Raw genomic sequence first — 18,635 nt, forward strand, 5'->3', positions numbered from 1 at the left:
AGGAAGCTCGCCAAGCTCCTCCCGGGCGGACCGCAGATCAGCCCGGCATGACCGGAGAAGGCGTCCACCGGCGAAACCCGCCTTCGTGCCGGCGCGCCTCACAGGCCGAGTTTTTCAACGGAATCGGCCCCATACCCGACGTTCAGGCATGCGCTTAGTAAGGTCTGTTCCTGGCGCCGGCATGCCGGATTCGACGTCTCCCTGACGGGCTCTCGAGGCCGTGGGCTAACTGGGGCCTGCTTCTCGGAAGGAGAATGCCATGCGCGCCCATCGAGAGACCCATCTACAGGACGAGCCTTAAGGCGCCGGCCCGAATCGTCGGTCCCACGCCTTCCCTGAAGCCCATGCATATCTGGGCACGGCGCATACGGCTGCAGATTGCCAATCGGGTGGCCTACTTGCCGCTTCCAGGGAAAAAACGGCCACCGCGGGCTGCATGCCGGCAACGCCCCGAGGCGCCAGCGGCTATGCGCCAGCCGGCGCCGGGCCTGTCGCGGGCTTGTCGACCGGGCTGGACGCGCGAGCGCGGATCGCGGCGTCCAGTGCCAAGAGGCGGGCGGCGGACTGCGCGTGCAGTCGCTCCACCATCTGGCCGCCGAGCGTAATCACGCCCTTCTCCGCGTTCTCCGGCCGGGCGAAGGCGTCGACGATGGCACGCGCCTGCGCCACGTCGTCGGGCGCAGGGGCGAACACCCGGTTGGCGGACGTGATCTGCGAGGGGTGGATCAGCGTCTTGCCGTCGAAGCCAAGGCGGCGGCCCTGCGTGCATTCGCGGGTGAAGCCCTCCAGGTCGGAGAAGGCGTTGTAGACGCCGTCGAACACCCGCAGCCCGTAGGCGCGGGCCACCAGCACCGCCTGCAGCAGCCAGGGCACCAGCGCCGCGCGATCGCCGCCGGGCTGCACGCCGGTATCCTTGGCGATGTCGTTGGTGCCGAGCACCAGCGCGGCGAGTCGCCCGCCCGCACCCGCTCCAACGCCCGCCTGCGCGATCTCGCGCAGGTTCAGCAGGCCGAGCGGGGTCTCGATCGTCGCCCACAGGGCGAGGTAGGGCGGGGCGCCGGCGTCGTCGAGACGGCGGGACGCCTCGGCGAGGTCCTCTAGGCTCTCGATCTTGGGGAGCACCACCATGTCAGGCCGCGCGGCGGCGGCTGCCTTCAGATCGTCGGCGAACCACGCCGAGCCGCGCGGGTTCACCCGCAGCGCCAGCTGGCGGAAGCCGTAGCCGCCGGCGGCGATGGTGCGGCAGGCGCTCTCGCGCGCCTGCGGCTTCATCTCCGGAGCGATCGAGTCCTCGAGGTCGATGATCAGCGCGTCGACGTCGAGCCCGCGCGCCTTCTCCAGCGCCCGCGCCTTCTCGCCCGGCACGTACAGCACACTGCGCAAGGGATGGTCCGCGCTCATCGCGAGGCCTCCTCGGACAGGACCGGCGTCTCTCCGGCGGCCGCCCTCCGGCGTCGCCGGCCCAGCAGGGTCTGCACCAGCGGGGCGACGAAGATGATCGCGGCCAGCCCGAGGCAGACCGCCGAGATCGGCTCGCGCAGGAACACCGTCATGTCGTCGCCCGACATGACAAGGCTCCGGCGGAAGTTCGATTCCATCATGTAGCCCAGCACCAGCGCCAGAACGATCGGCGCCGGCTCGATCTCAACCTTGGCGAGTAGATAGCCGACAATGCCGAAGCCGACCGCGACGCCGACGGCGAAGATCTCGTTGGATTCCGAATAGGTGCCGAGCAGGCAGGTCGCCGCCACGATGGCGGTGACCACCGAAGCGGGGATGGTGGTGAGCCGCACCCACATGCGCGAGCCGAACAGACCGAGCATGACCATGAAGGGCATGCCGACCAGCAGCGCGATGTAGATGGAGTACGGGATCTCGGGGTGCTGGGTGAAGATCAGCGGCCCGGGCCGCACGCCCTGGATGGCCAGCGCGCCCACCAGCACGGCGGTGCTCGCCTTGCCGGGGATGCCGAGCGCCAGCATGGGGGCGAGCGCGCCCGGCATGCAGGCGTTGTTGGCGGTCTCCGCGGCCACGACGCCTTCCGGATTGCCCTTGCCGAAGGTCTGGGGCGACTTGGAGAACCGCTTTTGTACCGAATAGGCGGTGATGGAGGCGATGGTCGCCCCGGCCCCGGGGATGACGCCCAGGATGTAGCCGATGAAGGTCGAGCGCAGCATATTGCCGGTGTGCGGCTTGAGTAGTCCGATCTGAGCCGAGAGGCCCGGCAATGCCTTGAGCGGGGTGGTGCGGTTGCCGGGCGTCTCCAGCATCCGCAGCACCTCGGAGAGCGCGAACAGGCCGATCAGCGCGGCGATGAAGGGGAATCCGCCGAGCAGCCCGTCGTTGAAGACGTAGCGCATCACCCCGTCCACCGGGTCAGTGCCCACCGTGGTCAGCAGCAGGCCGAACAGCAGGGCGATGAAGCCGCGCAGCACGGAATGGCCGGCCAGGGTCGAGATCAGGCTGAGGCCGAGCACGGCGAGCGCGAAATACTCGGCCGGGCCGAAAGCCAGCGCGATCTTGGTCATCCAGAGCACGGAGAAGATCAGCAGGACGGTGCTGATCACCGAGCCGACGGCCGAACTGAGGATCGACAGGGTCAGCGCCTCGCCTGCCTCGCCGCGCTCGCGCATCGGGTAGCCGTCGAGCGCGGTGATGGCGGAGGAAGGCTCGCCCGGTGTGTTCATCAGGATCGCCGGAATGGCGCCGGAATACTCGGACGCCATGTAGAGGGTGACCAGCATCACCACCGAGACGACTGGGTCGAGGCCGAAAGTGAAGGGGATGAGCAGCGCCATGCCGACGCCGGCAGATAGGCCGGGCAGCGCGCCGACGATGTAGCCGATGACGACGCCACCGAACAGACCAGCGATGACCTGCCACGAGGAGAAAGCCGAGAGACCGGCGAGAAAACCGTCAATCATGGGAACCTCAGGGCAGCGGGATCGAGAGCAGCATCTCGAAGACGAGCTTGCTGAACAGCAGGAAGCCGGCGACATAGGCGAGGATGAGCAGCGGCCGGCGGCAGTCGGCGACCCACAGCGTCGCGGCGAGATAGACGGCCATGGTCGGGTAATAGCCGACGGCGCGCATGGCCGGCGCGAAGGCCAGCATCAGGGCGATGCCCATCAGTACCCGCAGCGGCCGCCCGATGGTCACCCAATGCCCGCTTGGGCCGGCGGCGAGCTGGCGCAGCCCGTTGGCGAACAGGACAAGAGCGCCAATGCCGAGCAGAAGCGCGATGCCGCGCGGAAAGGTCGCCGCGCCGATACTCCCCTCGCCGCCATCATCGATCTGGGCGCCGAGCACCCAGAAGGTGATGGACAGCGCCAGCAGCGCGGCGCCCACGAGCACGTCGCCCAATTCCAGGCGGAAGGTGAAGTCCTCGTCCTCCTCGACCGCGTGGTCGAGGGCGGATTCCTCATGTTGCGTTGCCATGGTCACGGTCAGGCTCTCATGATGGAAGGCCGAGAAGGGGAGGCCGCGCGCGGCGGCCTCCGGCGGAACGAGGCGGACATCAGCGCGTCAGCCCAAGCCGCTCCATCCATTCCTTGGTGAGCGCGTTCTCCCGGGCCGCGGTGGCGGTGAACTCGGCCGGGGGCTGGAAGGAGGCGATGAGAGACGACTCGTCCATGTAGGCCACCAGCTCCGGCGTCTTCAGCGCCTGCTCGACGGCTGCGGCAAGCTTGGCCTTGATCGGCTCGGGAATGCCCTTGGGGCCGATGATGCCGCGCATCTGCTGCCAGGAGGTGTCGGCGTCGAAGCCCTGCTCCTTCAGCGTCGGCACGTCCGGGAACTGGCGCGCCCGCTCCTCCGACATGATGCCGATGACGCGCAGGCTGCCGGCGTCGACATAGGTCTTGACCAGGTCGACATAGGCGATGGCGGCCTCGGCATGACCGCCGAGAGCGGCGGTCACCGCGTCGCCGACGCTGTCGAACGGCACCCAGCGCACCTTCTTGCTGTCGAGGCCGGCCGACTGGGCCATGATCTCCCAGGCGAAGTGCCCGCCCGAACCACGCACGAAGCCGGCCATCACCACGCTGCCCGGCTTGGCGTTGGCGGCGTCGACAAGATCCTTGAAGGACTTGATCTTGCTGTCCTTGTTGACCACGATCAGATACGGCTCGTTCACCAGCCGCGCGATCCAGTCGAAGCTGTCGACGTTGTACTGCTTCAGGGTCTGGTTGAACGCTCCGATATGGGTCGAGGTGACGGCGCCGATGGTGTAGCCATCCGGCTTGGCGGAAGCCAGATCGGCGAGCTGGGTCGCGCCGCGCCCGCCCGGCTTGTTTTCCACCACCAGCGGAACGCCGAGAGTCTTCTCCATCGCAATCGCGAGCTTACGGGCCATGACGTCGGTCGCGCCGCCCGGCGAGACGTGCAGCAGATAGCGGATCGGCTTTTCGGGATAGTCGGCCATGGCGACGGCCGGAGCCACGAACAGGGAAGCGGCGATAGCCGCAGCCCTCAGCAGGCGTGTGAGCATTTCCATTCTCCCTAGTCTGGCGGCCCTTTGGCGCGGGCTCTGTCGCCAGTTTTGTTCTGGTTCTTCGAGTTCAGGCCATCCAATCCCACGACAGGCAGCACGTCACGGCGTTTCGTTCATCCTCGGGCCTGGGACGAGGGACGAGCAGCAATCGGAAGTCGTGTCCGGGGCCGGCTGAGAGGTGCCGGCTCCTCGGTCCGTTTACGAGCCCCGCGTCCGTCCTGCCGTCCCCCGGAAGGACCGGACCGCACGGCCGGCATGGGATCGAATGATCCACGTTGCGCACTCTAAAAGTTCGTAGTAGCAATAGCAACAACTAATCGAGCGGGGCAGGCGGGCGGCTGGTCGAAGCGGCGCCGCGGCTGGAAACCAGCGCTGCCGCCGCATGCTCTCCCCGGGGGAAACGCCACCATGACGCATCTGCGACGCATACGTCTCAGCCGGCTCCGGCTGCCGCTGATCCGGCCCTACCGCCTGTCCTACCGGACCTTCGACGAGTTCGAGCCGTATCTGGTCGAGGTCGAGGACAGCGACGGACGGACCGGATTCGCCGACGCGCACATCTCGCCGGGCTCCAGCTCGGAAACCCGCGAGGGCGGCTGGGCGTTCTGCCTCGCCAAGATGGACGCCGTCCTCGGCAAGACGCCGGAGGAGGCGAAGGCGATCGTCCTTGCCGACTTCGCCAGCAGCAAGGTGGCCGCCACCGCGCTCACCGCGGCCATCGAAGTGCTGGAAGGCAGCGACCTGCTGGACGTGGGTGATGCGCGCAGCCAGCCGCTGCTAACGCCGATCAACGCGCTGGAGCCCGAGGCGATCGTCGCCGAAGTCGAGGAATGGATCGGCCAGGGTTTCCGCACCTTCAAGGTGAAGGTGGGCAAGGATGTCGAGGCCGATCTCGCCCGCGTTGCGGTGATTCAGAAGGCGGTCGGTGAGCGGGCGACGCTGCGGCTCGACGCCAACCGCGCTTTCAGCCGTGCGCAGGGTATCGCCTTCGCCTCGCGCCTGGACCCCTCCGGCATCGAGCTGTTCGAGCAGCCCTGCGATTCCGACGACTGGGAGGCCAACGCCGCCGTCGCCGCCGCTTCGACCGTGCCTCTGATGCTCGACGAGCCGATCTGCACGCTGGCCGACATCGATCGGGCGGCGGGGATCGAGGGGGTGGGCTTCTGCAAGCTCAAGCTCAAGCGATTCGGCAGCCTGCAGCGGCTCGCCGAGGGTCTGAACGCGGTGCGCGCCAACGGCATGAGCCCGGTGCTGGGCGACGGGCTCGGCAGCGAGGTGCAGGGCTGGCTCGAAGCCTGCGTAGCGCGCGACACGGTCGACAATGCGGGCGAGTTCAACGGCTTCCTCAAGCCCAGGACCGGCCTGTTCGCCAATCCGTTGCCCTTCGTCGACGGCGAGGTGCGCATGCCCGCCGGCTACCGCCCGCAACTCGATCGCGACGCGGTCGCGCGGGCCACCACCGCAACCCACGAACTTGTCGCCTGACGCGCCTCCGACGCGCCAGCCGCTCCCTCCGCCTCACGCAGGATGTCACGATGCCTCACGACGCAATGCTCGCCAAACTCGACGAGCGCCGCACCCGCGCGCAACGCATGGGCGGCCCCGACAAGCTGGCCAAGCGCACCGAGCGCGGCCAGTTCAACGCGCAGGAGCGGGTCGACGCGCTGATCGACCCCGGCACCTTCTTCGAGGTCGGGATGTTGGGCGCCTCCGGCGTGTTCGACGCCGACGTCGACGCCACCCCGCGCGACGGGAAGATCACCGGCTTCGGCAAGATCGAGGGGCGCGAGGTGGGTGTGGTGGTGAACGACTTCACCACCAAGGGCGCTTCCACCAGCGCCACCAACTCGAAGAAGATGGGCTACATACGCCGCACCTGTACCGAGCGCGGCATGCCCTTCGTGCATATCGGCGAGTCCACCGGCGCCCGGCTGCCCGACGCCATGGGTTCCAAGGGCATGGGCACGCTGCTGGGCAACGACACGACCCAGTTCAAGCGCATGCGCGAAACGCCCTGGGTAGCGGCGGCGCTCGACACTTCCTTCGGCTCCTCCGCCTGGCTGTGTTGCTGCGCCGACTTCTCGGTGATGAAGAAGGGCTCGATCATGTCGGTGTCGAGCCCGCGCCTAGTCTCGATGGCGATCGGCGAGAAGGTCGATCTGGAGGAACTGGGTGGCTGGCGGCTGCACGCCGAGCAGACCGGGCTCATCGACCATTTCGTCGATACCGACGCCGAGGCGATGGCAGCGATCCGCCGCTTCCTTTCCTACATGCCGAGCCACAGCGGCGAACTGGCACCGGTCGCGCCGGTCTCCGAGGGCTCGGGCGAGGGGCAGGACCGAATCCTCGACGTGCTGCCGGAGAAGCGCACGCAGGTATACAACATGAAGAAGATCATCGAGGTGATCTTCGATCGCGACAGCTTCTTCGAGATCAAGGCCCGGTTCGGCAAGTCCGCCGTGGTCGGCCTCGCACGTCTCAACGGGCAGGCGGTCGGCGTGGTCGCGAACAATCCACAGGTCGGTGGCGGGGCGCTCTCGGCCGAGGCCTGCCGCAAGATCATCGACCTCACCGTGCTGTGCGACAGCTTCAACCTGCCGATCGTGCGCCTCGTCGACACACCCGGCTTCGTCGTCGGCACCGAGGCGGAGCGGCGCGGGGCGCCCGGCCACATCATGAACTTCATGAACGCCACCTGCCTCACCACCGTGCCCTCGGTCACGGTGCTGTGCCGCAAGGCCTATGGACGCGCCTATGTGGCGATGGGCGGAGGCGCGCACAACGACGCCATGATCGCCTGGCCGAGCGCCGAGGTGAGCTTCATGGACCCGGTGTTCGCCACCAGCATCGTCCACAACCTGACCGCCGGGCAGGAGGGTTTCGAGGACGCGCTGGCACATATCCAGAAGGATCTCGAGATCTGGGACATGGCCCGCATCTTCTCAGCACAGGACGTGGTGAAGCCGCAGGAAACCCGCGCCTGGATCATCCGCATGCTCGAGATCCAGCGCCGCCGACGGTCCGGTGGCGTCGGCCAGCACCTGATGCGCACCTGGCCGACCAGCTACTGAGGAGGCGAGCATGACCGTACAGGACACTCCGGCGCTGCGCGCTGCCAGCGCACAAGCCCTGATCGCGGAGGCGCGCTGCAAGGGACGCGGCAGCCTCGACGAGGCGACCGGCAAGGCGCTTCTGGCCGAGTCCGGCATCCGGGTGCCGCGCTCGCGCTTCGCCGCCGACGCCGCGCAGGCCGCCGCCATGGCGGCCAATCTCGAGGGGCCCTTCGTCGTAAAGGTAGTCTCGCCCGACATCCTGCACAAATCGGACGCCGGCGGCGTGACGCTTCGCCTCGCCGACGCGAAAGCGGTTCGTGAGGCGGTCGACGCCATGGCCGCCAAACCTCTGATCGCCGCCGCCCGCGTCGACGGCTGGCTGGTGGAGGAGATGGTCCCGGTCGGCCGCGAGATGGTGATCGGGGGCTACCGCGATCCCCAGTTCGGGCCAATGATAATGGTCGGGCTCGGCGGCATCTTCGTCGAGGTGCTGCGCGACGTTGCGTTCCGCATCTGCCCGATCGACGCGGGCGACGCCGAAGCCATGCTGGGCGAGCTGAAGGGCCGCGCCCTGCTCAAGGGCGCGCGCGGCGAGGCGGGCGTGGACGAGGCGGCGCTGGTCGATGTCATGCTGCGCATCGGCGGGGCCGACGGCCTGCTGATGCGCCACCAGGCCGACATCGCCGAACTGGATCTCAACCCGGTCATCGTCTCCTCGCACGGCGCGGTGGCGGTCGACGCACGGGTGATCCTGTCGCCGACTCCGGAGAGCGTCGACGCCGGCACGGACTCGTCGGCCTCTCCCCTCGACACGTTCCGGCCGCTGTTCGAGCCGCGCACCGTGGCGGTGCTGGGAGCGTCGACCAAGGACGTCGCCATCGCCAATACCTTCATCCGCCGCATGAAGGCGTTCGGCTATGCCGGGCAGATCTATCCGATCCATCCGGCGGCCGAGGAGATCGAGGGGCTGAAGGCCTATCCCAGCCTCGCCGACACCCCCGAGCCGGTGGACTATGCCTATATCGCCGTCGGCGCCGAGCGCATTCCCGGCATCCTTGCCAAGGCGGGCGGGCGCTGCCGGATCGCGCAGGTCATCTCCTCCGGCTTCGGCGAGCTGGAGGAGGGCAAGGCCCTTCAGGAGGCGCTGATCGAAGGCGCGCGGGCCGGCGGGGTGCGGGTGCTGGGGCCGAACTGCCTCGGCACCTATTCGCCGCGTGGCGGGCTCACCTTCCCCTCCGACGCGCCGAAGGAGGTCGGCACGGTCGGCATCGTCTCGCAGTCGGGTGGTCTGACCACGGATATCATCAAGCGCGGCGAATGGCGTGGGCTGCGCTTCAGCGGTGCGGTGACGATCGGCAACAGCGCCGACGTTAAGCCGCACGAACTGCTGGCCTATTACCTTGCGGACCCGCAGACCCGCGCGATCGGCCTCTATCTGGAGGACGTGAAGCAGGGGCGTGCCTTCTTCGAGATGCTGAAGGGCGCGAGCAAGCCGGTGGTCATCCTCAAGGGCGGGCGCTCCGCGCTCGGCCGGCTGGCTGCGGCCTCGCACACCGGGGCGCTGGCCGGCGACGAAAAGGGCTGGGAGGCCTTGGGCAAGCAGACGCCGGTCAGCATCGTCGCCACAGTCGACGAGTTCATCGACATGCTGCTGGCGCTCCAGCACTTCACGCTGCGCCCGGACAAGCCGACCTACGCGGTCACGTTGTTCGGCAATGGCGGGGGATCGAGCGTGCTCGGCACCGACGCCTTCGCCGCCGCTGGGCTGGAGGTCGCGCCTTACGCACCGGAGGCACGGGACCGGCTGGAGGCGATGAAGTTGCCGCCGGGCACCAGCGTGGCCAACCCGATCGACACGCCGGTGCGCACGCTGCAGGAGAAGGACGGCTTCGTCGCCGGCGAGATCCTCGACATCGTCTACGGCCACGCCGATCCGGACGCGGTGCTGATGCACCTCAACCTGTCCGCATTTGTCGGTCGTGGCTCGGTCGACCCGATCGACAACCTGTTCGTGGTGGTCGAGCAGACCAAGGCGAAATGGCCGGGCGGCGCGCATTTCGCGCTGGCGCTGCGCACCGACGGCTCGGCGGCGCTTGATGAGCGGCGGCGCCACTACCGCGAGAAAGCCCGGGCGATCGGGGTGCCGGTGTTCGACGAGATTGCCCCGGCGGCGCGCGCGCTGGCCGGGATCGGGCATATCGAGCGCCAGCTCGGCCGGCGGTGAGCAGGAAGGGTGGGGCTCCCCGCCCTTTTCCCATTGGGGCCGATTAGTCGAGGCCGGTGCGGTGCTTGAAGGAGGCCGCCTGCTCGGGCGAGAAGCAGGCGAGGCGCAGGTCGCGCAGATAGGGGCCGAATTCCTCTTCGATCTGTGGCCCGAGCCGGGCGAATATCTCGGCCATGTAATAATCGTGGCGAACCAGCGACTCGGCGAGGTTCACGATCGGGCCGTTGCGCGTGTAGGAGGCGATCACCTCGCCTTCCACTGCGGCGGTGAGCGTCTCAACATGGTCGATCGACACCGTGAACAGGTTGTCGGTCGTGCCCATGCGCACGCCATTGCCTTCATGGATATAAACCCGGCAGGTCGGGCCGAAGCGGAATTCCTCGGCGTCCGGCCCGAACAGCACGATGAAGATGTCGAGTCCGCGCGCCGCCGCCTCGCGCAGTACGTCGGTGTGCCGGCGCAGCACGGTGTCGCTGGCCTTGATCCAGATTGAGACGCGGCTCTCCTTGATCAACGTCTCGATCTTGGAATGGACGCTCGATTCCCCACGCAGCATCCACACGTACTGGTCGTTCGGGGCGGGGGCGACGGAGGTGAGGCGCTTGGAGAGGTCCTCGCACAGCGCCTGCGTCTGGTTGGAGAGCGCGGCCAGGAACTCGTCCGGCGGGGCCGCCACGTAGCGCACCGGATTCTCGCTCACCGGAAGCACCGCGCCGCGCTGGGCGAGGGCTTCCAGCGAGTGATAGGTATTGGGCCGCGGCACGTTGGCGCCCTTGGAGATCTCGTAGGCCGTCGAGAGCGGCGTGCGCAGCAGCTGGACGTAGATCTTCGCCTCGTACTCGGTGAAGCCGAGCCGCTTCAGGTCGGTGAGAAGAGGGTCGGATTCATTTGCCTCAACGGCCAGCTTGCCTGCCACTATCGTCTCCGTCGTGCCCCGCGGGGCGCCAGTTCAGGCCGCGAGCAACCGGCCGCGATTGGCGTCTATGAAGCCGGTGTGGACGTCGCCGGCGGCGAAGTCGTCATCGGCCAGACACGCCAGCAGGAAATGGCGATTGTTGCGTATGCCGTCAATGGAGAAGGCCCGCAGCGCATCCATGGCGCGCAGCCGTGCCACCTCCCTGCTTTCGCCCCAGACCACGATCTTGGCGACCATGGGGTCGTAGAACGGAGTTACCGCGTCGCCTTCGCGATAGCCGCTGTCGACCCGCAGATGCGCCATGCCCGGCGGCGGCCGGAAAGTGGTAAGCGGGCCGGGGGAGGGCATGAACATCTTGGCCGGGTCCTCGGCATAGAGCCGGCACTCGATGGCGTGGCCGCGCGCGGCGACCTCGTCCTGCGGCACGAAACCAAGCGTGCCGCGCGCCAGTTCGATCTGCATGGCCACAAGGTCGCGGCCGGTGATCATCTCGGTGACGGGATGCTCGACCTGGATGCGGGTGTTCATCTCGAGGAAAAAGAACTCGAAGCTCTCCGCGTCGACGATGAACTCGACCGTGCCCGCGCCGCTGTAGGCCGTCGCCTCGCACAGCCGCACCGCGGCCGCCGCCATGGCGTCCGCCACCTCGGCGGGCAGGCCGGGGGCACGCGCTTCCTCGATCACCTTCTGGAAGCGGCGTTGCAGCGAGCAGTCGCGCTCGAACAGATGGATCGCCCGCCCGTCGCCGAAGCCGAACACCTGCATCTCGACATGGCGGGCCTTGGGCACGAAACGCTCGAGGAAAACGGCGCCATTGTTGAAGGACTTCTGCGCCATGGACTGGGTGGCGACCACCACGTCGATGAGCTTCTCGGGGCCGTCGACCCGGCGCATGCCGATGCCTCCACCCCCGCCCGCCGCCTTGACCAGCAGCGGATAGCCCACCGCCTCGGCGGCCTGCGCCAACCCTTCGATCTCGCCCGGCTCGAAGCGGGCGCTGCCGGGAACCACCGGCACGCCTGCCTCCGCGGCGATCTGGCGGGCGCGCTGCTTGTCGCCCATCTGGCGGATGGTGTGCGGAGAAGGGCCGATCCAGGTCAGCCCGGCGTCGAGCACGCTCTGGGCGAACTCGGCGTTCTCCGAGAGGAAGCCGTAGCCGGGATGGATGGCGTCGGCGCCGGCCTCGCGGGCCGCCTCCAGCACCTTCTCGACGCGCAGATAGCTCTCGCGCGCGGGCGCCGGGCCGACGCCGACCGCGCGGTCGGCGGCCTCGACATGGGCGGCGCGGGCGTCGGCGTCGGAATAGATCGCCACCGTGGACAGGCCGAGCGCGCGGGCCGAGCGGAACACCCGGCAGGCGATTTCGCCGCGATTGGCAACGAGGACGCTTTTCATCGTCACACCTCGATGCGCGCGACGACCGAACCCTCGGTCACGGTTTCGCCCTCGGCGACGAGGATTTCGAGAATCACCCCGTCCTCGGAGGCGGAGACCGGGATTTCCATCTTCATCGATTCGAGGATGAGGATGACTTCCTCTTCAGCGACGTTGTCGCCAACGGCCTTCTCGATCTTCCAGACGTTGCCGGTGATTTCTGTCTTGATGTCGACCTTAGCCACTGCTTCCTCCGTGATGCCTCGTTCGGCATTGACGCGCACTGTAAAGCGCCGCATTAGTAGTTGCAATGACAACTACGATAAGGGGAGGTGTAATGACAGGCTTCGATGGGTGGATCGGCCGCATCGAAACGGCGGTCGCGCAGCTGGACGGTTGGCCGCTGGCGGGCCTGTACGCGGCGCTCGATCAGGCCGGCACCGTCGAGATCGGCACCGCGTTGCCGCCGACGGGCCAGTGGCTCTATTTCCAGCCGCTGGTGCCTCAGGCCGGGCTAGGACCGGACGGGCACCCAGAGCGCGGCGGCTTTCTGCCGCCGATCGAACTGCCGCGCCGCATGTGGGCGGCGAGCGAGATCACCTTCCACCGGCCGATGTGCGTGGGCGACACGGTGGAGAAGCGCTCGCGGATCGCCGGAGTGTCGGTCAAGAACGGGCGCACCGGCACGCTTGCCTTCGTCACGGTCAACCATTCCTATCTCAAGGGGGGCCTGTTGATGCTGACCGAGGTCCAGACCCTCGTCTATCGCGAGGCTCCCGCACCCGGCGAGCCGGCGCCGCCGCCCCAGCCCGCGCCCGGCGGCGCCCTGTGGTCGCATCGCGTGGTGCCCGACACGCGGCTGCTGTTCCGCTATTCGGCCGTCACCTTCAACGCCCACCGCATCCACTACGATGAGCCCTATGCCCGTGAGGTCGAGGGCTATCCCGGTCTCGTGGTCCACGGCCAGCTGACCGCGACGCTGCTGGTGGATGCCTTCCGCCAAGAGCGCCCGACGATGGCGATCGGCGGCTTCTCTTTCCGCGCCATGCGGCCGGTCTTCGCCGGCACGCCTGTCCATCTCGAAGGCGCCGAGGACGGCAAGGGCTACGCGCTCTGGGCCCGCGACCAGGCGGGAGCTGTCGTCGTCGAGGCAAAAATCCGCCCCTGATGCCGAGGGAGTGGCACCAAATGGATGCCGCAGAGGCGCGCCGTTTCATCGAGGCCGCCGATGCGCGGGCCGAGCACGCCGTCACCGGGTCGGAGGGCGGCCGCGTGGTCTGGCGGCTCTTCGGCGCCGGTCCGCCCCTGGTACTGCTACACGGGGGCTTCGGTAGCTGGCTGCACTGGCTGCCGATGGTGGAGCGGCTGGAAGGCCGATTCCGGCTGCTGCTGCCCGACATGCCGGGCTTAGGCGATTCCGATCCCGTGCCGCCGGACGCCACGCCGGCACTGTTGGCCGACCGGTTGGCGGCCGGCCTCGCTGAACTCGCGCCCGCGCCGGCTCCCATCCACGTCGCCGGCTTCTCCTTCGGAGGGCTGGTGGCGGTCCACCTCGCCCGACGTCTGGACGCGCAACTGGCCGGATTGGTTCTGGTCGCCGGCGGCGGGCTGGGCGAGGAACGCGACGCGGTCGACCTGCGCAGCCGCCGTCCCGGCATGAGCGAGGGGGAGATGCGCTCGGTCGCCGCCCACAATCTCAAGGTCTTTATGATCGCCGACCCGGCACGCGTCGACGCGCTGGCGGTCGAGATCCAGCACTGCAACACCCGGCGCCGGCCAGAACTGAACAGCCGCGTGTTCTCGCGCACCCGCGACGCGCTGGGCATGCTGAAGGCGGTCAAGGCGCCGGTCGGCGCCGTCTGGGGCACGCGTGACCCGACCGTGGGCGAGCATCTGGCCGAGCGCCGCCGCGCGGTCGAGGCGGCCTGCCCCGGCGCGCTCACCGCTGCCCTGCCGGGCTGCGGCCACTGGATCATGCAGGAGCGGCCCGTCGAGCTGGCGGCCTTTCTTATGCGGACATTTGAGCCCGGAACATTCGGGCCGGCAACGGGAGGAAAGCATGGCGGACAGCCGGGACCTTGAGGGCCACACCGCGCTCGTGACGGGCGCGGCCCGCAATGTGGGGCGCTCCATCGCGCTCGAACTCGCCCGCGCCGGCGCGCGGGTGGTGGTTCATGCCCGGAGCTCGGTCGAGGCCGCCCAGGAGACGGTGGCTCTGTGCAGGGAAGCGGGCGGCGGCGAGGCGGCGGCCTTCGCCCATTTTGCCGATCTCACGGATCCGGCGGCGGTCGATGCGATGTTCGGCGAGGTGGAGGCGCGCTTCGGTCGGCTCGACCTGCTGGTGCACAACGCTGCCGAGCGCGCGGACGGCCCGTTCGAGACGATCGGCTACGACGAGTGGCGCCGCATCGTCGGCAGCATCCTCGACAGCGCCTTCCTGTGCGATCAGGCGGCGCTGCCGCTGCTGCGGCGGAGCGCGGCGGCAAGCATCGTCCATATCGGCGGCGTCGCCGCCCATGTCGGGGTGCGCCACCGTGCCCATGTCTCGGCGGCCAAGGCGGGGATTGCCGGGCTGACGCGCGCGCTGGCCGCCGAGTTCGCCGCCGAGAACATCACGGTGAACTGCATCTCGCCAGCGCAGATGGCGACCGAGCGCAAGGGCCCGTTGCCCGAGCACTTCGTCCAGCGCCCGGTGCCGATGGGGCGCCCGGGCGAGCCGGTGGAGCTGGCGAAGCTGGTGTGCTTCCTCGCCGGCCCCTTCGGGCGCTTCATCACCGGTCAGACGCTGCACCTGAACGGCGGCTGGTACACGGGATAGGCGAAGCCGCGCTCCGTGCCGATTGATCATTCGGCGAGATCATCCCGATCTCAAACCAATATTAGACGCAATCCAAACTGGACCGCACAGTCGCCGCATGATCACAGGTAAGGTCCGGGGTGCCAACGCCGCCCCCACGCAGCAGCCGCTTCACGTGTCGCGCGCTCCCGCGGAAGGCGATGGGGTCGAGACGTCTTGCCCGGTGGGCGACAGCGTCGCAAAGACCACCTGCTACATGTGCGCCTGCCGCTGCGGCATCGAGGTGCATCTGCGCGACGGGCAGGTCCGCTACATCAACGGCAACAAGGACCACCCGGTCAATCGCGGCGTGCTGTGCGGCAAGGGCAGCGCCGGCATCATGCAGCACTACAGCCCGGGCCGGCTGCGCAAGCCACTGCTGCGCACCGGGCCCCGCGGCTCCGGCCAGTTCCGCGAGATCGAGTGGGAGGAGGCGCTGTCGATCGCCGCCGATCGGCTGTCCCGCATCCGGTCCACCGATCCGAAGCGGCTCGCCTTCTTCACCGGCCGCGATCAGTCGCAGTCGCTTACCGGCTGGTGGGCCTCGAAGTTCGGCACCCCCAATTTCGCGGCTCATGGCGGCTTCTGCTCGGTAAACATGGCGACCGCCGGCCTCTACACGGTGGGCGGCGCGTTCTGGGAGTTCGGTGAGCCGGACTGGGACCGCGCCAAATACTTCCTGCTTTTCGGCGTCGCCGAGGACCATGATTCCAACCCGATCAAGATCGGGCTCGGCAAGCTGAAGGGGCGCGGAGGCAAGTTCGTCTCCATCAACCCGTGCCGCACCGGCTACAACGCCATCGCCGACGAGTGGATCGCCATCCGCCCGGGCACGGACGGGCTGTTCGTGCTCGCCCTGATCCACGAACTGCTGCGAGCCGGGCGGGTCGATATCGACTATCTGGCGCGCTTCACCAACGCCCCGGTGCTGGTAGTGAAGGCGCCCGGCGAAGCGGACGACGGGCTGTTTCTGCGCGACGCCGAGGGCCGCCCGCTAGCCTGGGATCGGCTGCGCGCACGCGCCATGCCGCTCGACGACCCCGAACTCGCCCCGGCGCTGACCGGTGCCTTCACCGTCGAGGGGCGGGCCTGCGTGCCGGTGTTCCAGCTGCTCGCCGAGCGCTATCTCGACGCCTCGTACGGGCCGGAGGCCGTGGCCGAGCGCTGCGGCGTGCCCGCGGAGGTGATCCGCCGCATCGCCGCGGAGCTGGCCCATGTCGCCTTCGACGAGGCGATCGAGCTGCCGGTGCCGTGGACCGACCTGCAGGGGCGGCGCCACGAGACCATGCGCGGGCGGCCGGTGGCGATGCACGCCATGCGCGGCATCTCCGCCCATTCCAACGGCTTCCAGACCTGCCGCGCCATCCATCTGCTGCAGGTGCTGCTCGGCACGGTCGACGTGCCCGGCGGCTGGCGCTTCAAGCCGCCTTTCCCGAAGCCGCCGCCGCCCGGTCCCAAGCCGGCCGGCAAGGATGGCGGGCGCCCCGACACGCCGCTGGCTGGCATGCCGCTGGGCTTCGTGCACGCGCCCGAGGACCTTCTGGTCGATGGCGAGGGCAACCCGGTGCGCATCGACAAGGCCTATTCCTGGGAGGCGCCGCTCGCCTCCCACGGCATGATGCACATGGTCATCCGCAACGCGTGGGCAGGCGATCCGTACCCGATCGACACGCTGATGATGTACATGGCCAACATGGCCTGGAACTCGTCGATGAACACCGACGAGACCATGAAGATGCTCACCGACACGGATGAGGAGGGGAACTACCGCATCCCCTACATCATCTATGCGGACGCTTATGCGTCCGAGACGGTGGCCTATGCCGACCTGGTGCTGCCCGACACCACCTATCTCGAACGCCACGACTGCATCAGCCTGCTCGACCGCCCGATCAGCCATGCCGACGGCCCGGGCGACGCCATCCGCCATCCCGTGGTGCCGCCGGACCGCGACGTGCGCCCGTTCCAGAGTGTGCTGATCGAGCTCGGTGCGCGGCTCGGCCTGCCCGGCTTCGTCAATGAGGACGGCGGCGCCAAGTACCGCGACTATGCCGACTACATCGTCAACCACGAGCGCACGCCGGGCATCGGGCCGCTGGCCGGCTGGCGGGGCGAGGACGGCGAGGCGATCGGGCGGGGCGCGCCGAACCCCTCGCAGCTCGAGCGCTACATCGCCCATGGCGGCTTCTGGCACCACACGCTCGACGCCGACCAGCGCTTCTACAAGATGGCCAACCGCGCCTATCTCGACTTCGCCCAGCAGATGGGCTTCGTGCCGAAGGTGGAGCCGGTGGTGTTTCAGCTCTATTCCGAGCCGCTGCAGCGTTTCCGTCTCGCCGCGCGCGGCCATGGCGCGGTGCAGCCGCCCGAGAGCGAGCGCGCCCGCATCGAAGCGCATATGGACCCGCTGCCCTTCTGGTATCCGCCCTTCGAGCAGACGCTGGTGGACGACCGGGAGTTCCCGCTGGCGGCGATCACCCAGCGACCGATGCACATGTACCATTCCTGGGGATCGCAAAACGCGTGGCTGCGCCAGATCACCAGCCAGAACCGGCTGTTCGTGCATCGCGACCTCGCCGCCGAGCTGGGTCTCGTCGATGACGACTGGGTATGGATCGAGAGCGTCAACGGCCAGGTGAAGGGGCAGATCCGCCTGGTCGACGGGGTGGAGCGCAACACCGTCTGGACCTGGAACGCCATCGGCAAGCGGCGGGGTGCCTGGGGGCTGAAGGACGATGCCGGCGAGAGCAATCGCGGCTTCCTGCTCAACCATGCCATCGGCGACCTCCTGCCGCCGGACGTCGCCGGCAAGCGCTATTCCAACTCCGACCCTGTGACGGGGCAGGCGGCATGGTTCGACCTGCGGGTGCGGCTGCGCCGCTGCGCACCGGCGGAGTTCGGTTTCACCCAGCCGGCTTTCGAGCGCCTGCCGCTTCCACCCTCGATCCCGCCCGCGCCGCAGACGCTGAGCTTCGGCGCCCAGTTCCGCAAGGCGTTCGGACGATGACCTGCTTTCCCGCTTCGACCGACAAGAGCCTTGGGCTCGTCATCGACCTCGACACCTGTGTCGGCTGCCAGGCCTGCGTCACCTCCTGTAAGGAGTGGAACACCGGCGGTCATATGGCCCCGCTCACCGACGTGAAGCCCTATGGCGGAGGTGTCGACGGAGTGTGGTTCAACCGGGTGCACACCTTCGAGCACATCACGCAGGAGGGAGGACGCACGGTGCATTTCCCGCGCTCCTGCCTGCACTGTGCGGAGCCGGCCTGCGTCACCGTCTGCCCAACCGGCGCCTCCTACAAGCGTGCCCGCGACGGCATCGTGCTCGTCGACGAGGAGAAGTGTATCGGCTGCAAGCTGTGCAGCTGGGCCTGCCCCTATGGGGCGCGCGAGTTCGACGTCGAGGTCGGCGTGATGAAGAAGTGCACGCTGTGCGTCGACCGCATCTACAATGAGCACATCCCGCCCGAGGACCGCGTGCCGGCCTGCGTCTCTGCCTGCCCGACGGGTGCACGCCATTTCGGCGACCTCGGTGACCCGGCATCGCCGATCTCGCGGCTAGTCGAGGAGCGCGGCGGCGTGCCGCTGATGCCCGAGCTGGGGTACGAACCGACCAACCGCTACCTGCCGCCCCGCGCCCGATCCGAGCGCGCGCCGACGGTCGCGGCGGCACCGCTGGAGGACGCCGCGCCGGAGGGCGGTTTCCTGGGCTGGGTCGACCGCATGCTGTCGAGGTAGCC

Annotated in this window: 15 protein-coding genes; 8 read left to right on the plus strand and 7 right to left on the minus strand. The window is 68.6% G+C overall.

Annotated elements, in window-relative coordinates:
* Positions 1 to 465: 465 nt before the first annotated feature.
* From NVS83_RS20040 to NVS83_RS20055, 4 genes are all read right to left on the minus strand, one after another.
* Positions 466 to 1,401 (minus strand): HpcH/HpaI aldolase/citrate lyase family protein, encoded by a 936-nt coding sequence (locus tag NVS83_RS20040; RefSeq protein WP_258740894.1) that lies wholly within the window; start codon positions 1,399 to 1,401, stop codon positions 466 to 468.
* Positions 1,398 to 2,924, minus strand: a complete 1,527-nt coding sequence (locus tag NVS83_RS20045) for a tripartite tricarboxylate transporter permease (protein ID WP_258740895.1) — start codon at positions 2,922 to 2,924, stop codon at positions 1,398 to 1,400. Before NVS83_RS20045 ends, NVS83_RS20040 begins: the two co-directional genes overlap by 4 nt.
* Before the next feature lie 7 nt (positions 2,925 to 2,931).
* Positions 2,932 to 3,438, minus strand: coding sequence for a tripartite tricarboxylate transporter TctB family protein (locus tag NVS83_RS20050; protein ID WP_258740897.1), 507 nt, complete (start codon positions 3,436 to 3,438; stop codon positions 2,932 to 2,934).
* Between the two features lie 79 nt (positions 3,439 to 3,517).
* Positions 3,518 to 4,489, minus strand: coding sequence for a Bug family tripartite tricarboxylate transporter substrate binding protein (locus NVS83_RS20055; protein ID WP_258740899.1), 972 nt, complete (start codon positions 4,487 to 4,489; stop codon positions 3,518 to 3,520).
* A gap of 411 nt (positions 4,490 to 4,900) precedes the next feature.
* Between NVS83_RS20055 and NVS83_RS20060 the strand changes: the two genes are divergently transcribed.
* From NVS83_RS20060 to NVS83_RS20070, 3 genes are read left to right on the plus strand one after another with little or no spacing between them, the layout of a single operon-like run.
* Positions 4,901 to 5,977, plus strand: a complete 1,077-nt coding sequence (locus tag NVS83_RS20060; RefSeq protein ID WP_258734048.1) for a mandelate racemase/muconate lactonizing enzyme family protein — start codon at positions 4,901 to 4,903, stop codon at positions 5,975 to 5,977.
* 50 nt (positions 5,978 to 6,027) lie between these two features.
* Positions 6,028 to 7,563, plus strand: coding sequence for an acyl-CoA carboxylase subunit beta (locus NVS83_RS20065; RefSeq protein WP_258740900.1), 1,536 nt, complete (start codon positions 6,028 to 6,030; stop codon positions 7,561 to 7,563).
* Between the two features lie 10 nt (positions 7,564 to 7,573).
* Positions 7,574 to 9,769: an acetate--CoA ligase family protein gene (locus NVS83_RS20070; protein WP_258740901.1), complete on the plus strand. Its 2,196-nt coding sequence runs from the start codon at positions 7,574 to 7,576 to the stop codon at positions 9,767 to 9,769.
* Positions 9,770 to 9,812: 43 nt separating this feature from the next.
* Here the strand turns inward: NVS83_RS20070 and NVS83_RS20075 are convergent, their stop codons facing one another.
* Genes NVS83_RS20075 through NVS83_RS20085 form a run of 3 tightly spaced genes read right to left on the minus strand, consistent with a single transcriptional unit; the run spans position 9,813 to position 12,304 of the window.
* Positions 9,813 to 10,685: a TrmB family transcriptional regulator gene (locus NVS83_RS20075; RefSeq protein WP_258740902.1), complete on the minus strand. Its 873-nt coding sequence runs from the start codon at positions 10,683 to 10,685 to the stop codon at positions 9,813 to 9,815.
* A gap of 33 nt (positions 10,686 to 10,718) precedes the next feature.
* Entirely contained in the window at positions 10,719 to 12,080 is a 1,362-nt protein-coding gene (locus tag NVS83_RS20080; protein WP_258740903.1) for an acetyl-CoA carboxylase biotin carboxylase subunit, read from the minus strand.
* Positions 12,081 to 12,082: 2 nt separating this feature from the next.
* The gene (locus NVS83_RS20085) at positions 12,083 to 12,304 is read right to left on the minus strand and encodes an acyl-CoA carboxylase biotin carboxyl carrier protein subunit (protein WP_258734053.1); all 222 of its coding nucleotides are present in this window, start codon (positions 12,302 to 12,304) and stop codon (positions 12,083 to 12,085) included.
* A gap of 92 nt (positions 12,305 to 12,396) precedes the next feature.
* Here NVS83_RS20085 and NVS83_RS20090 point away from each other — a divergent pair, with 92 nt between their 5' ends.
* The 5 genes from NVS83_RS20090 to NVS83_RS20110 all read left to right on the plus strand — a co-directional run bounded on the left by NVS83_RS20090 (position 12,397) and on the right by NVS83_RS20110 (position 18,633).
* On the plus strand, positions 12,397 to 13,227 hold the full coding sequence (locus NVS83_RS20090) for an HTD2 family dehydratase (RefSeq protein ID WP_258740904.1): 831 nt from the start codon (positions 12,397 to 12,399) through the stop codon (positions 13,225 to 13,227).
* A gap of 20 nt (positions 13,228 to 13,247) precedes the next feature.
* The gene (locus NVS83_RS20095) at positions 13,248 to 14,141 is read left to right on the plus strand and encodes an alpha/beta fold hydrolase (RefSeq protein ID WP_258740905.1); all 894 of its coding nucleotides are present in this window, start codon (positions 13,248 to 13,250) and stop codon (positions 14,139 to 14,141) included.
* On the plus strand, positions 14,119 to 14,877 hold the full coding sequence (locus NVS83_RS20100) for an SDR family NAD(P)-dependent oxidoreductase (RefSeq protein WP_258740907.1): 759 nt from the start codon (positions 14,119 to 14,121) through the stop codon (positions 14,875 to 14,877). The genes NVS83_RS20095 and NVS83_RS20100 overlap by 23 nt, the downstream gene beginning before the upstream one ends.
* 97 nt (positions 14,878 to 14,974) lie before the next feature.
* Positions 14,975 to 17,902 (plus strand): molybdopterin oxidoreductase family protein, encoded by a 2,928-nt coding sequence (locus tag NVS83_RS20105; RefSeq protein ID WP_258740908.1) that lies wholly within the window; start codon positions 14,975 to 14,977, stop codon positions 17,900 to 17,902.
* Positions 17,899 to 18,633, plus strand: coding sequence for a 4Fe-4S dicluster domain-containing protein (locus tag NVS83_RS20110; protein ID WP_258740909.1), 735 nt, complete (start codon positions 17,899 to 17,901; stop codon positions 18,631 to 18,633). Before NVS83_RS20105 ends, NVS83_RS20110 begins: the two co-directional genes overlap by 4 nt.
* Positions 18,634 to 18,635 lie beyond the last annotated feature (2 nt).

This window comes from Ancylobacter mangrovi, from assembly GCF_024752335.1.
Lineage (GTDB): Bacteria > Pseudomonadota > Alphaproteobacteria > Rhizobiales > Xanthobacteraceae > Ancylobacter > Ancylobacter mangrovi.